General features: G+C 70.9%; 14 protein-coding genes. 5 read left to right on the top strand and 9 right to left on the bottom strand.

The features are described 5' to 3' along the window. Window positions 1–66: 66 nt before the first annotated feature. Genes DI272_RS01695 through DI272_RS01675 form a run of 5 tightly spaced genes read right to left on the bottom strand, consistent with a single transcriptional unit; the run spans window position 67 to window position 5,112 of the window. Window positions 67–999, bottom strand: coding sequence for a VOC family protein (locus DI272_RS01695; protein WP_109493348.1), 933 nt, complete (start codon window positions 997–999; stop codon window positions 67–69). Window positions 1,000–1,004: 5 nt separating this feature from the next. Then, window positions 1,005–2,006 carry an amidohydrolase family protein gene (locus DI272_RS01690; RefSeq protein WP_109493347.1) on the bottom strand — a complete coding sequence of 334 codons (1,002 nt, stop codon included), beginning with the start codon at window positions 2,004–2,006 and terminating at the stop codon, window positions 1,005–1,007. Next, complete coding sequence (locus tag DI272_RS01685) at window positions 2,003–3,133, bottom strand: FAD-dependent oxidoreductase (protein ID WP_109493346.1); 1,131 nt, start codon at window positions 3,131–3,133, stop codon at window positions 2,003–2,005. Before DI272_RS01685 ends, DI272_RS01690 begins: the two co-directional genes overlap by 4 nt. 24 nt (window positions 3,134–3,157) lie before the next feature. Further along, entirely contained in the window at window positions 3,158–4,114 is a 957-nt protein-coding gene (locus tag DI272_RS01680; protein ID WP_109493345.1) for a cyclase family protein, read from the bottom strand. Further along, complete coding sequence (locus DI272_RS01675; RefSeq protein WP_109493344.1) at window positions 4,111–5,112, bottom strand: fumarylacetoacetate hydrolase family protein; 1,002 nt, start codon at window positions 5,110–5,112, stop codon at window positions 4,111–4,113. Before DI272_RS01675 ends, DI272_RS01680 begins: the two co-directional genes overlap by 4 nt. Window positions 5,113–5,238: 126 nt before the next feature. Between DI272_RS01675 and DI272_RS01670 the strand changes: the two genes are divergently transcribed. From DI272_RS01670 to DI272_RS01655, 4 genes are all read left to right on the top strand, one after another. Then, a complete protein-coding gene (locus DI272_RS01670; RefSeq protein ID WP_109493343.1) occupies window positions 5,239–6,156 on the top strand; it encodes a LysR family transcriptional regulator in 918 nt (305 codons plus the stop codon). 201 nt (window positions 6,157–6,357) lie between these two features. Further along, window positions 6,358–7,002, top strand: coding sequence for a TetR/AcrR family transcriptional regulator (locus DI272_RS01665; RefSeq protein WP_109493342.1), 645 nt, complete (start codon window positions 6,358–6,360; stop codon window positions 7,000–7,002). A gap of 7 nt (window positions 7,003–7,009) precedes the next feature. After that, window positions 7,010–7,804 (top strand): SDR family NAD(P)-dependent oxidoreductase, encoded by a 795-nt coding sequence (locus DI272_RS01660; RefSeq protein WP_109493341.1) that lies wholly within the window; start codon window positions 7,010–7,012, stop codon window positions 7,802–7,804. 19 nt (window positions 7,805–7,823) lie between these two features. Next, window positions 7,824–8,864 carry an NAD(P)-dependent alcohol dehydrogenase gene (locus tag DI272_RS01655; RefSeq protein ID WP_109493340.1) on the top strand — a complete coding sequence of 347 codons (1,041 nt, stop codon included), beginning with the start codon at window positions 7,824–7,826 and terminating at the stop codon, window positions 8,862–8,864. A gap of 170 nt (window positions 8,865–9,034) precedes the next feature. On the opposite strand, the gene DI272_RS01650 is transcribed toward DI272_RS01655, so the two are convergent. The 3 genes from DI272_RS01650 to DI272_RS01640 form a co-directional block, all read right to left on the bottom strand. Further along, window positions 9,035–9,172 (bottom strand): NAD-binding protein, encoded by a 138-nt coding sequence (locus DI272_RS01650; RefSeq protein WP_375138020.1) that lies wholly within the window; start codon window positions 9,170–9,172, stop codon window positions 9,035–9,037. 21 nt (window positions 9,173–9,193) lie between these two features. Then, entirely contained in the window at window positions 9,194–9,667 is a 474-nt protein-coding gene (locus tag DI272_RS01645) for a VOC family protein (protein ID WP_109493339.1), read from the bottom strand. Window positions 9,668–9,798: 131 nt separating this feature from the next. After that, the gene (locus DI272_RS01640) at window positions 9,799–10,704 is read right to left on the bottom strand and encodes an NmrA family NAD(P)-binding protein (protein ID WP_109493338.1); all 906 of its coding nucleotides are present in this window, start codon (window positions 10,702–10,704) and stop codon (window positions 9,799–9,801) included. Between the two features lie 400 nt (window positions 10,705–11,104). Between DI272_RS01640 and DI272_RS01635 the strand changes: the two genes are divergently transcribed. Beyond that, on the top strand, window positions 11,105–11,557 hold the full coding sequence (locus DI272_RS01635; protein ID WP_109493337.1) for a MarR family winged helix-turn-helix transcriptional regulator: 453 nt from the start codon (window positions 11,105–11,107) through the stop codon (window positions 11,555–11,557). A 381-nt stretch (window positions 11,558–11,938) separates the two neighbouring features. On the opposite strand, the gene DI272_RS01630 is transcribed toward DI272_RS01635, so the two are convergent. Then, on the bottom strand, window positions 11,939–12,979 hold the full coding sequence (locus tag DI272_RS01630) for a hypothetical protein (protein WP_109493336.1): 1,041 nt from the start codon (window positions 12,977–12,979) through the stop codon (window positions 11,939–11,941). Window positions 12,980–13,080 lie beyond the last annotated feature (101 nt).

Here is a 13,080-nt window from a genome sequence, read left to right as displayed (position 1 = left end):
GGGGCGCGGCTGGACTGAGTCAGGGCAGATGACAGGGCCGGCCGCGTCCCCGGGAGCGGGGTGGGATCAGACGGGCGGGGCGACGAAGACGCCGCGGTCGACGTCGTTGAACGACTCCTTGGCGATCAGCTCGTTCATCGGGTTCGCCGTGCCCCACTGGTCGGTGACCTCGGGCTGGGAGAAGTCGTAGACGTGCGGGTGCCAGGTGTCCTCGTCGAGGAGCTCCAGCTCGGTGGTGTACTCGACGGTGTTGCCGTGCGGGTCGAGGAAGTAGGTGAAGGTGTTGTCGCCCGCCATGTGCCGGCCCGGGCCCCAGATCTTCCGGTGGCCGGCCCGGATGACCCGGCCCGAGCCGCGCATGTACTCGTCGATGCCGCGCATCTCGAAGGAGATGTGGTGCAGCGCGGTGTGCGGGCCCTTGGCCAGTGCCATGGAGTGGTGCTGGTTGCTGATCCGCATGAAGTGCATGACCTCGCCCATGTGGGGCGAGCTGAGGGTGTCGGAGAGCCGGAAGCCCAGGTGCTCCTCGTACCACTGCCGGGTACGGTCCAGGTCGGGGGAGTTGAGGACGACGTGTGACAGCTTGACCGGGATCGCTTCCTTCTCCTCGATCTTGCGGTGCTGCCGTACCGCCACATCGGCGGAGACCTCGATGGTGCGGCCGTCGACGTCGAAGAAGCGGAAGCCGTAGCCGCCTCCGGGAGTGTCGACCTTTCCCGGCTGCGAGACCAACTGCACGCCCTGGGAGAGCAGTTGTTCGGCGAGCGTGTCGACGTCGGCGGCGGACGCGGCGCCGTAGGAGACGAGGTCGAGACGCTTCTCCGCGGCCTTGCGCAGCCGGACCACGTACTGCTCGGGGGAGCCCTCCGCGGCGAGGAAGGAGATGCCGGAGTCCTCGGCGACCTTGGTCAGGCCCCAGACGCCGGCGTAGAAGTCGAGCTGCTTGTCGTAGTCGGGCACGGCGAGGTCGACGTGCCGAAGGTGGGTGAGCAGACGCATGACGGTCAGTCCTTCCGGAGGAGGGCGGCCGCGTTGCCGCCCCGTACGGCGTCGAAGTCGGTGGCGGACAGGCCCGCCGCGCGCAGAGCGCCCAGCGGATCGTTTGTGCCCATGTCGAAGGGGAAGTCGGAGCCGAGCAGCACACGGTCGGGCCCGGCGGCGGCGACCAGCGCGCGCAGCACGTGCGGGTCGTGCACCAGGGAGTCGAAGTACAGGCGCCTGAGATAGCTGCTGGGCAGGTGGGCGCAGCCGGCTCCGGCGTCGGACCGGGTCTGCCACGCGTGGTCGGAACGGCCGATGTGCGTGGGCAGATAGCCGCCCCCGTGGGCCGCGATCAGCCGCAGGCCCGGATGGCGGTCCAGGACGCCGGAGAAGATCAGGTGGGAGAGCGCGACGGCGTTCTCCACCGGCTGGCCCACGGTGTTGGACAGATACCACTGGTCGAGCCGTTCGTCGAGCGTGCAGCCGAAGGGGTGCAGGAAGACGATCGCCTCCGCCTCCTCGGCCCGGCTCCAGAAGGGCTCGTACGCCGGATCGGAGAGCTCCCGCCCGGGTGCGTGGCTGGAGATCTCGACGCCCAACAGGCCCTGTTCCATGGCGTGTTCGAGGGCAAGCACGGCCTGTCGCGGGTGTTGCAGCGGTACGAGGCCCAGCCCGCGCAACCGGTCCGGAGCTGCGGAACAGTGGGCCGCCGTCGCCTCGTTGGCGAGCCGGTACACCTTCTCCGCCGTCTCCTCGTCCGCCCAGTAGTGGTAGTGCGAGGGGGAGGGGCTGACCAGTTGCACGTCCACGCCCTGGGCGTCCATCGCGGCTAGCCGCACGGCGGGATCGGTCATGCGGGGGATGCGTTCGCGCACCATCGGCCCGTTGACGGCGAGTGCCGCCGCACCGTTGCGCCGGGCGTCCAGGGCCTTTGCCTCCGCCAGTCCCGGCAGGCCGGCCACCAGCGCCTCGACCTCGGGCAGCAGTACGTGGGCGTGGACGTCCACGGTGGGGGCGGGGTTCACGGCAGCTCCCGCAGCATCGTCATGGTGCGGCCCATCAGACCGGGGACGTCGGCGTCGCGCACGCCGTCGAGTTGCCACTGCCCGAGCTGCACGGACGCCTCCACGACCGGACGGACACGGGCCATCCGCCGTTCGCAGTACGCCTGGAACAGGGCGTCGTCCCAGGTCTGCGAGGCGGCCAGCAGTTGGGTGAGCACCCACGCGTCCTCCAGGGACAGGGCCGCGCCCTGCGCGAGCGTGGGCGGACAGCAGTGCGCGGCGTCGCCGACCAGCACCACCCGGCCGCGGTGCCAGGCACCCTCCACCAGCAGCCGGTCGAACCACGTGTAGTTGACCTTCGCCGGGTCGGTGATGTGAGCGGTGATCTCCGGCCAGTGGCCCCCGTAGGCGGAGGCGAGGCGGCGCATCTCGTCGGCGTACGTCTCGGGCGGGATGGCGGCGCGATCGCGGTTCGCCTCTACGACGTACGCGTACAGGGTGGTGTCGCTGGTGGGGCAGTAGCCGGCGATGTAGGCGGGGCCGCCGTAGGCGAGGTCGGTGCGGATCACTCCGGCCGGGCGCGGGGCGGCGATGCGCCAGATGGCCATGCCGGTCGGCTCGGGCTTGTCGCCGATGCCGATCGCCGCGCGGGTCGAGGAGGCGAGGCCGTCGGCTGCGATGACCAGGTCGTAGCGGCCCTCGCCGCCGTCGGAGAACCGTATGGAGACCCCGTCCGTGTCCTGGCTGAGGATCTCGGCGGTCGTGCCGAGTCGCACGGTGGCGCCACTGGCGCGGACGGCGTCGATCAGGATCTGCTGGAGCTGCGGGCGCTGCATGCCGAGGGTGGCGGGCAGATCGTCGCCGCCGGTGCGCAGGTCGCGGGCGACGTGCAGGACGGTGCCGTCGGGTGCGGTGATGCCGACGGAGCCGAAACCGAAGCCGGACGCCTTGACCTGGTCCCAGACGCCGAGTTCGCGCAGGACGCGCAGGGCGTTGCCCTGGAGGGTGATGCCGGAGCCGGCGGTGGCGTTCCAGTCGTCCTTGGCTTCTATCAGGTCCACGGCGAAGCCGGCGCGACGCAGCAGGATCGTCGCGGCGTTGCCTGCGGCGCCACCCCCGATCACCAGGACTGTGCGGGCGTTTCTCATGAGGGAACTCCCTTGTTCCGCGCGTTACTTGACCGCGATCGGGTTGACGGGTGAGCCGACCGCTCCGGTGATCGGCAGAGGTGCGGCGGTGAGCCAGAACGCGTGCACGCCGTCGCGGGCGCAGTCCTCGGCGAGCGCGTCCAGGTCCCACATCTCGCCGATCAGCAGGCCGATGTTCGGGATGGCTACCTGGTGCAGGGGCTGGAAGGCGTGGTCGAACTCGTTCGGGCGGACCTCGAAGCCCCAGGTGTCGGTGGCGATCGCGGCGATCTCGCTGGAGTGCAGCCAGCCGGCCGTGGTGAATGACAGACCCGGTGCGTCGCCGCCGGCGTAGTCGCCCCAGCCTTCGCGGCGTGCGCGGGCCAGCTGCCCGGTGCGGACCAGCACGATGTCACCGCGTCCGACGGTCACCTGATGTGCCTCGGCCGTCGCCGTCAGATGGTCCTCGGTGATCGCGAAGCCGTCCGGCAGCTCCCCGTCGGTGCCGATCACCCGGCCGACGTCCAGCAGCACGCCCCGGCCCGCGACGTGGGGCGCCATGTGCTCGATGCCGGTGACGAGGTCGCCGTCGGAGGTGACGACCCTCTCGGCCGGGCGGCCGTTCCACGCCTTGCCGTGGTCGAAGATGTGGCCGAGTCCGTCCCACTGCGTCGAGCATTGCAGCGGCATCGCGATCACGTCGTCGGCGCCGCCGATGCCGTGCGGGAAGCCCTGGGCGCCGAGGGCCGCGTCGGTGCCGGTGTCCAGCATGGTGTGGACCGGATTGGTGCGGCGCCGCCACCCCTTCTGCGGGCCGTTCATGTCGAAGGACTGCGACAGCGAGAAGCTGACGCCGCGCCGGACCAGGGCGGCGCCCTCGCGGCGCTTGTCCGCCGTGAGGAAGTTGAGGGTGCCGAGCCTGTCGTCCTCGCCCCAACGCCCCCAGTTGGAGTACGCCTTGGCGGCCCCGGCGATCGAGCCCTCGGGGTCCTGGCGGTTCACGCGGTGCCCTCCGCGACGCACCGGGTGCGCTGGAGTCCGAGCCCGGTGACCGACCCCTCCATGACGTCGCCGTCGCGCAGCAGCCGCCCCCAGTGCATGCCGTTGCCGGCCGGACTGCCGGTCAGTACCAGGTCGCCGGGGAGCAGGCGTGCGGTCCGGGAGGCGTACGCCACCATCCGCGCGACCTTGAAGATCATGTCCTTGGTGGACTCGTCCTGCATGGTGTCGCCGTTCAGCTTGAGCGTGACGCGCAGGTCGTCGGGGTTCGCGATCGACTCGGCCGGCACGATCCACGGGCCGAGCGGGGTGAAACCGGGCGCGTTCTTGCTGCGCAGCCAGTCGGTGCCGATCTGCGGCATGTCCCGGCGGAACACGGTGGCCCGGTCGGTGAGGTCGTTGGCGATCGTGTAGCCGGCGATGTACTCGTATGCGTCCTCCGCCGACACCTGGTGGGCCGGCTTGCCGATCACGACCGCCAGTTCCAGTTCCCAGTCGGGCTGCTCGGCCCACCGGGGCAGGACGACGTCGTCGTACGGGCCGGTGATCGAGGTGGGCAGGCCGATGAAGACGTACGGCAGGTCCTCGGCGGCCCGCCGGTCCATGATCTCGGCGGCCTCCGCGCGCCGTTCGCTCTCCGGCCGGTCGTCACCCGGGGCGCGGTGGGCGACGTGCAGGTCGATCACGTGTTGCCGGTAGTTCGCGCCGGACTGGAACACCTGGCGAGGTGTCACCGGTGCGTGCACCCGCAGGTCCGTGACGGCCGTACGGGCCGGGCCGGGGTCGGAGGCGAGGGCGCGCAGCCGCGGCAGGGCGGTGTCCCAGCGGTCCAGCACGTCCCGCGTGGTCAGCCGGTCGTCGCCGAAGGCGTCCCGCAGGTCGAGGGCCTGGCCGTCGGGGGTGACCAGGGCGGGGAATTCCGGCCCGTTCTGGGTGGAGAGGGTGGCGAGTGCGAACGGTCCGGCGAAGAGCGCGGACGCGGGTTCGGGTTTCACGGACATGTCCTCCTGATTGCGGTGCGACTAATCTGGACCCGCACCGAGCAATCAGGGAAATCGATTCTGTGGATGAACAGCATCCACCGTGTCTATCTTCTCTGTTCGTCGCCCACCGCAAGGGACCGATCCGTGAACCTGGCCCGTCTCGACCTCAATCTCGTCGTCGCCCTGCGCGCCCTGCTGGAGGAGCGGAACGTCACGCGCGCCGGGCAGCGGGTCGGTCTGAGCCAGCCCGCGATGAGCGCCGCCCTCGCCCGGTTGCGCCGGCACTTCGGCGACGAACTGCTCGCACGCGTCGGCGGCCACTACGAGCTGACCGCGCTCGGCCAGGTCCTGCTGGACCGCACCGCCTCGGCCTACGACCTGCTGGAACGCCTCTTCTCCAGCCAGGCCGACTTCGACCCGGCCACGGAGCACCGCGAGTTCAAACTGGTCGCGTCCGACTACGCCGTCTCCGTCTTCGGCACCGAACTCGCCCGCCTGGTGCACGAGGAGGCCCCCGGCATCCGGCTGCGCTTCACCCAGACCCCGCCGACCGTCATCGACGACACCGCGACCCTGCTGAGCGCCGCCGACGGCCTGCTCATGCCCCACGGCGTGATCAGCGACTTCCCCGCCACCGACCTCTACGACGACCGATGGGTGTTCCTCGTGGCGCGGGACCACCCCGGCGTCGGAGAACGGCTCACCCGTGCCGACCTCGCCGAACTGCCATGGGTGACGTATCAGCGCACGTACGACGCGCCCGCCGTACGGCAGCTCGGCATGCTCGGCATCGAACCGCGGGTCGAGGTCTCCGTGGACAGCTTCCAGCTCCTGCCCCTGATGATCGCCGGCACCCGGCGCATCGCCCTGGTCCAGGCACGGCTGGCGCGCAAGATGGCCCCGATCGCCGCCGTGCGGGTGCTGGAGCCGCCTTACGAGGCGGTGCCGCTGCGGGAGGCGCTGTGGTGGCATCCGGTCCACACCCATGACGCGGCCCACATCTGGCTGCGCGAGACGGCCGCGCGGGTCGGGGCTCAGCTGCCAGGCACGGGCGAGGAGTGAGCGATGAGGGCACCGCACCAGGAGTCGGTCCTGTCACGCGCGGTTCGCATCCTGGAGGTGTGCACTCAGGGGCCCGGGGTGGGCCGCTGACCTGGCGTGATCTTGGCCGGTGCCGTCAGCAATCCAAGCCTGAAGGGGCGCGATGTGATGTCCCAATGAGTCAGATGTCCCCATGAGACATCAAGGTGTACCCTCGAAGACATGACTGAGGACCGGCGACAGCGCAAGGCACGACAGACCAGGAACGCCATGGCCACCGCCGCGGTCGACCTGATCCTGGAACGCGGCCTCGCGCACACCACCGTCGAGGCGATCGCCGAGCGCGCGGACGTCACCCGGCGCACCTTCAGCCGGCACTTCACCGGCAAGGAGGACGCCGCCCTGGACTTCGTGCGCGGCGACGGCGACCGCATCAACACGCTGCTGCGGGAGCGCCCCGTGACGGAGCCGCCCCTGCTGGCCTATCGGCGGGCCGTGCGTGCCTGGCTCGCCGACGAAGAGAACCCGGCCCACCACCTGCGCCCCAGGATGCGCGCGCTGCTGGCACTGGTCGACCGCGAGCCCGCCCTGTTCGCCGCATACGAACGCATCCGCGTGGACGCCCAGGAGGACTCGATCCGCATCCTCGCCGAGCGGCTCGGCACCGACGACGTGCGGGACCTGCGCCCCGCCGTCGTCGTCGACGCCGCCGCCGGCGTCCTCACGGCGGCGCTGCGTGTGTGGGCACGTCGCGCCGCCGACCCCGACTCGGGAGCCGCAGACCTCGCCGCCCTGGTGGAACAGGCCTACGACGCCCTGATCTCGGAGGCCGCGTCCGCGGACCCCGACAGCACTGCCGAAGAGTGAGAGCACCATGAGCACCACCGAACACGCGACCGAGACCACGTCCGACTACGCCACCGAGTTCGCCGGGCGGACCGCCCTCGTCACCGGCGCCGCCTCCGGCATCGGCCTCGCGACCGCCCGTCGGCTGGGCGCGGGCGGCGCTAACGTCGTCATCGCCGACTACAACGCCGAGGGCGCCGAGCTGGCCGCCGCCGCACTGCGCGCCGAGGGCATCAAGGCCGCCGCGGTCGAGCTCGACGTCACCGCCCCGGACTCCGTCGAGGCGGCGGTCGCCTTCGCCGTCGAGACCTACGGCGGCCTCGACCTGGCCGTGAACAACGCCGGCATCGGCGGTCCGAGCGCCCCGACGGGCGAGTACGACATCGCCGCCTACGACCGCGTCGTCCGCACCAACCTCGACGGCGTCTTCTACTCCCTGCGCTTCGAACTCCCCGCCATCGAGTCCACGGGTCGCGGCGGCGCCATCGTCAACGTGGCTTCCATCCTCGGCTCGGTCGGCTTCGCCGGCTCCGCCGCCTACGTGGCCGCCAAGCACGGAGTGGTCGGCCTGACCAAGACCACCGCCGCCGAGTACGCCGCGAAGGGCATCCGTGTCAACGCGGTCGGCCCCGGCTTCATCGAGACCCCCCTGCTGCAGGGCATGGACCAGGCCGCCTACGACGGGCTCGTGGGCCTGCACCCGGTCGGCCGGCTGGGCCGCCCCGAGGAGGTCGCCGAACTGATCGTCTTCCTGCTGTCCGACCGGGCCTCCTTCGTGGCCGGCAGCTACCACCTGGTCGACGGCGCCTACACGGCCGTCTGAGCCGAAGAGGAGTTACGCCATGAAGGCACTTCAGTACCGCACGATCGGCGCGCCGCCCGAGGTGGTCACCGTCCCCGACCCCGAACCGGGCCCCGGCCAGGTCCTGTTGAAGGTCACCGCCGCCGGCGTGTGCCACTCCGACATCGCCGTGATGAGCTGGCCCGCCGAAGGGTTCCCCTACGAGCTTCCGCTCACCCTCGGCCATGAAGGCGTCGGCACCGTCGCCGCGCTGGGCGCCGGCGTCAGCGGGGTGCGGGAGGGCGACGCGGTCGCCGTCTACGGACCCTGGGGCTGCGGGACCTGCGCCAAGTGCGCCGAGGGCAAGGAGAACTACTGCCTGCGCGCAGACGAACTGGGCATCCGTCCGCCGGGCCTCGGGTCGCCGGGCGCCATGGCGGAGTACCTGCTCGTGGACGACCCGCGCCACCTGGTGCCGCTCGACGGGCTCGACCCCGTCGCCGCCGTACCGCTGACCGACGCCGGACTCACCCCGTACCACGCGATCAAGCGGTCGCTGCCCAAGCTGGTGCCGGGCTCGACGGCCGTGGTCATCGGCGCGGGCGGGCTCGGGCATGTCGCCGTCCAGCTGCTGCGCGCGCTGACGCCGGCCCGGGTCATCGCGCTCGACGTCGGCGAGGACAAGCTGCGCCTCGCCCGCGAGGTCGGTGCGCACGAGGCGGTCCTGTCGGACGCCGGGGCCGCGGACGTGGTGCGCGGGCTGACCGGCGGTCTGGGCGCGGAGGCGGTCTTCGACTTCGTCGGCGCCGAGGCGACCGTGCGCACCGCGGGCGCGGTGGCTGCCGTAGAGGCCGACGTGACCATCGTGGGCATCGGCGGCGGGTCGCTGCCCGTCGGGTTCGGGCACTTGCCGTTCGAGGTGGCGGTCACCGCGCCCTACTGGGGCAGCCGCGGCGAACTCATCGAGGTGCTCGGGCTGGCCCGGGCCGGTGCGCTGTCGGTGCATACCGAGACGTACTCGCTGGACGAGGCGCCGCTGGCCTACGAACGGCTGCACGCCGGGAAGATCAACGGGCGTGCGGTGATCCTGCCGCACGGCTGACGCGAACCGCAGATGTGAAGGCGACGACGTACGCGTCATCGCCTTCACATCTGCCCGTACGGCGCTTCCGACAGCCGGAACGGAAGTGCCCAGGCAGCCAAACCGCATCGAACGGATCGATCCGGAGAGGGTGAGGACGCGACGCACGTCGTCGCCCGCCTGCCGCACTCTCACGGTGACGAGTTCGCCGGCGAAGGGCTCCCACCCTGGCGCAGCAGACCGTTGCCGCGGACGAGCAAGGTCACGTGGGAGCCGAGTTCCTGCCAGGCCGTGGCCAGCTCAACTGCCCTCACCCCACCGGCCAACACCGTGAGCCTGCCAGGTCAGGATCAGCGGCCGGGGGCTCGCTGTGTGATCTCCTGCAGCACCCAGCCGTTGCCGTCCGGGTCGCTGAAGGCGGCGTAGGAGCCGTAGCTGGCGCGCTCGGGATGCGGGCCCGTGATCCGCTCCTGGCCCTGGCCCTTGTGGACCACGTCGCCGGCGTCGTGCCCGTGGAAGAAGACGCCCTTGCCGTCGTGGAAGACCTCGCTCACGTCGATGCCGCGCTCGACGAGCTGCGCCCGGGCCTGTTCGATGTCCTCGACGACGAGGTACAGCCCCTGGGCCGAGCCGGGCAGGGCGGTGGTCAGCCCCTTGCCGAAGATGATCGAGGCCTCGGACCCGGGCGGTGTGAGGTGGACGACCCGGTAGTCCTCGTTGATGTCCTTGGCGAGGTCGAGCCGGAAGCCCGCCTTCTCGTAGAAAGCCCTGGAGCGGTCGACATCCGAGACGGGCAGGACGAATAGTTCGAGTTTCATGTTCATTTCTGCGATCACTTCCGTTGTCCGAGTCCCGTGTCCGTACGGGACTTCGTCGGTGGCGTCCCGTGGTATGCGGGGCGTGTGGGACGGGGGAGAGCCCCCGTGGGCGATCGGCCGGGAATCCGGGGAATCCGTTAGCCGACGTAGAGGTTCTTGCGTGCCGCGACGAACTCTTCGACCGTCTGGGCCGGTGTGCCGGTCAGGTTTTCGACGTCCTGGGAGGCCCGGTCGTAGCGGTTCTGCTGGTGCAGCCGGCACATGGTGACGATGTGCTGCTCGATGTGCGGTGGCAGGCCGATCCCGGCGAGCACTTCCGTGCGCCACTCTTCGAGCGGCACGTCGACGTACGCCACCGGCCGGCCCAGCGCTTTGGAGAAAGCCTCGGCCATCTCCGTCATGTCGAGGGTGCGCGGCCCGGTCAGTTCGTAGACGCGCCCCACGTGCGGAAGGGGGTCGCGCAGTACGGCCGCGACCGCCCGGGCGACGTCGTCCACGGCGATCGGCGAGGTGCGCCCCGCTCCGAACGGCAGCGCGAGCGTGCCGTTGTCGCGGATGGTCTGCGCCGGGAGCGTGGTGAACAGCGGGTTGTCCAGGAACGACGTCGGCCGGATGTGCACGACCGGCAGCCCGGACCAGTCCAGGACCTGCTCTGCCAGCCAGTGCAGCCGCTGCTGGTGGGACTCGGCGATGCTGGTGGCGGTCATCTGCGACACCGTCATCTGCGACATGCCGATCAGCGCGTCCAGCTTGCCGTAATCCCGCGCGACGCTCGCCACGACGGTTGCCGCGAGGAGGTGGTCAGGCGACACGGGCATGGCGAAGTACATGCTCTTGGCGCCTTCCAGGGCGGCTGCGACAGTCTCGGGCCGCGTGAGGTCACCGAGGACGACCTCCGCTCCGAGAGCGCGCAGTTGCGCGGCACGGTCGTCGTCCCGGCGGACCATGACGCGTACGGGCACCTGTTGTGCGCGCAGCTTCTCGAGGACGGTGCGGCCTACGCCGCCGGCGCCTGTGATCAGGACGAGGTTTGTGACAGCCATCAGCTGCTCACCTTCTTCGGGATTGGACAAGATCGCGCAGTCGCATCGGGGGGCGAGGGCGCGAGTGTTCGGCGGGCGCCTGCACAGGCACAGCGGGAACGGCCGGAAAGCGGCGTCGCAGGACAATCACTTGCGATATTAGGAGCATATGCTCCTAATATCGTGAGCGCAAGAAGAACTTCGGCGAGACTCGACCCGGTGCCCGCACTGATGCCGTCATCGCCGGTCGGCGACGCCGCTCACACGCCCTGCGGGCGGCCCTTCGGCGCCCATCGCGCCGCTCCTGTCGCCGCGGCGTGCCCCCGGCCCCGGGGGGCGGCGTCTGCCGCTCCAGGGCAGGTGGGCGGTATGGCCGTTAGGAGCATATACTCATACCCCGGATCGGTACCTGGAGGGGATCATGACGAGCACCGGAACAGACACCGTCGACTCCTGCAACAACCTGGCCCTGCGCAAGGCGGCCCGATACCTCGGCGCCACCTACGACAAGGCGCTCGCCCCGACGGGCCTGCGTGCCACGCAGTTCAGCATCCTGCAGAAACTGAGCACCCAGGAACAGATCACCATCACGAGCCTCGCCGACATGATCGCCATGGACCGCACCACCCTGGCCACCAACCTCAAGCCACTCGCCCGTGAGGGACTGGTCACCGTCGAGCCTTCACCGACCGACCGACGCGCCCGCATCGTCACCCTCACCCCGGACGGCCTCGCCCGGATGAAGGCCGCACTCCCGTACTGGCGGACGGTGCAGTCCGAGTTCGAGGAGAGCTTCGGCCAGGACAAGGCGGCCCGACTGCGCGCCGCTCTCGAGGACGTCCTCGGCACCGGATTCCACCCCTGGGCGGAGTAGACGGCGGAGCGCCGTCTGGTGGGCTCCGCCTGGAACGGGCGGACGGGGCATCCGAGCGCGACTGCTTCGGCGGCTGCGGTCGACGTCAACTGGACGGGATCTTCCACCGGGACGGCAGCGCACAGGCCTCATCCGCCGTGTCCTCCACTCGGACGGACTCGGGCGGCTGGGAGAACCCCTGGCTGCGCGCTGCGCTGCCGCTGTGCCGTGTCGACGGTGTTTGCGTGCTCGATTCAGCGTCTCCTCTGCGCGGCGCCTACCGTTCCTGCCGTTCTTCCCGTTCCTGCCGGGAGCCTTGCCCGCCAGGAACGGCGGGCAAGGCCAGTGCCGGGAACGACAGGGCGGCAGGAATCACCGTTGCGGCCGGGACTTTCACAGCGGTCACGCGACGGCTGCCCGGCGCCGCATCAGGCGGGGGCGCAGGCTCAGCAGGAACCCCGCACCGATGGCCCACAGCGCCAGGGTCAGGACGGGACCGGCGAGGTGCGCGCCGTCGTAGTAGCTGAGGTCGGCAATGCCGCGGACAGCCGCTCCGGGCGGCAGCAGGGAGGAGACCGCCCGGGCTCCGGAGGGCAACAAGTCGGCTCCGATGACCGCGCCGCTCGTGGCGTTGCCGACGGTCAGCAGCACCAGTGTGGTGATCGGCAGCCCGATCGGCCCCAGGAAGGCGCCGAAGAGCTTGGTCGTGAACGCCGTCGCAGCGGCCAGCAGGGCCAGAACGAAGGCCAGGGGCACCAGCGGAGCCGGGGCGGCCCCCAGGACGGGCCCGACGACGATCGCACCGACGGTGCCGATGGCGGCGGAGGCTCCGGCCAGCAGGTAGTACCGGTGCCGCAGACGCATGATGCCGGCCAGCCCCAGAACGTTGGAGCCGAGGACGAAGCCGGCCAGGCTCACACCGAAGGCGACGTAGAAGCCGGCCAGGCCGCGGGCGTCGTGCTCGGCCAGCGGGACCACGTCCGTGGTGGTCACGTGCGCCCCGGCGCCCTGGGCGTAGGCGTCGACGAGCTGGCTCACGGCCGACGTGGTGGACGCACCGGCGGCGCCGGCGATCTGCAGGTTCAGGTGGCCCGGGGCCGCGGCACTGAGCACCGCCACCACGTCGTGCCGCTGCAGCGCGTGCCGCGCCGTCGCGGCGTCCTCGGTGGGATGCACCTCGACGGCGTCGCCCAGGGCCCGCTGTATCTCGCCCGGCAGGCTCGGCCCGGTGACGGCGATGGGCACCTGGTGGGGCTGCGGGTCGCGCTGGAGACCCACGTAGCACGTGATGAAGGCGGCCACGACGATCAATGAGATCAGGACCGGCTGGAGCCATGCCTTCACGGGCGGCCGGCGCGGCCCCCGGTCCGGCTCGGGGGTCTGCTCCGCCGCCGCGGGGCGCTGCCGCTCACGCTCGGCGGCCGTTTCAGTGGAGGGAGTCATGGCACAACCTTTTGACGAGGAATCGCCGGAGAGAGTGGGACTCGGGGGAGCCCCTCTTGGCAATACGAGCATATGCTCGTATCTTGGAAGTCGCAAGACCG

Source organism: Streptomyces sp. Act143 (genome assembly GCF_003143935.1).
Classification (GTDB): Bacteria; Actinomycetota; Actinomycetes; order Streptomycetales; family Streptomycetaceae; genus Streptomyces.
This window is presented reverse-complemented; position numbering and strand designations above follow the sequence as displayed.

Bases quoted from the DNA above. Each gene is read 5' to 3' on its own strand.
- DI272_RS01660 (WP_109493341.1), top strand. From the start codon at position 7,010: ATGAGCACCACCGAACACGCGACCGAGACCACGTCCGACTACGCCACC.
- DI272_RS01640 (WP_109493338.1), bottom strand. From the start codon at position 10,704: ATGGCTGTCACAAACCTCGTCCTGATCACAGGCGCCGGCGGCGTAGGC.
- DI272_RS01665 (WP_109493342.1), top strand. From the start codon at position 6,358: ATGACTGAGGACCGGCGACAGCGCAAGGCACGACAGACCAGGAACGCC.
- DI272_RS01675 (WP_109493344.1), bottom strand. From the start codon at position 5,112: ATGTCCGTGAAACCCGAACCCGCGTCCGCGCTCTTCGCCGGACCGTTC.
- DI272_RS01685 (WP_109493346.1), bottom strand. From the start codon at position 3,133: ATGAGAAACGCCCGCACAGTCCTGGTGATCGGGGGTGGCGCCGCAGGC.
- DI272_RS01630 (WP_109493336.1), bottom strand. From the start codon at position 12,979: ATGACTCCCTCCACTGAAACGGCCGCCGAGCGTGAGCGGCAGCGCCCC.
- DI272_RS01645 (WP_109493339.1), bottom strand. From the start codon at position 9,667: ATGAACATGAAACTCGAACTATTCGTCCTGCCCGTCTCGGATGTCGAC.
- DI272_RS01695 (WP_109493348.1), bottom strand. From the start codon at position 999: ATGCGTCTGCTCACCCACCTTCGGCACGTCGACCTCGCCGTGCCCGAC.
- DI272_RS01635 (WP_109493337.1), top strand. From the start codon at position 11,105: ATGACGAGCACCGGAACAGACACCGTCGACTCCTGCAACAACCTGGCC.
- DI272_RS01655 (WP_109493340.1), top strand. From the start codon at position 7,824: ATGAAGGCACTTCAGTACCGCACGATCGGCGCGCCGCCCGAGGTGGTC.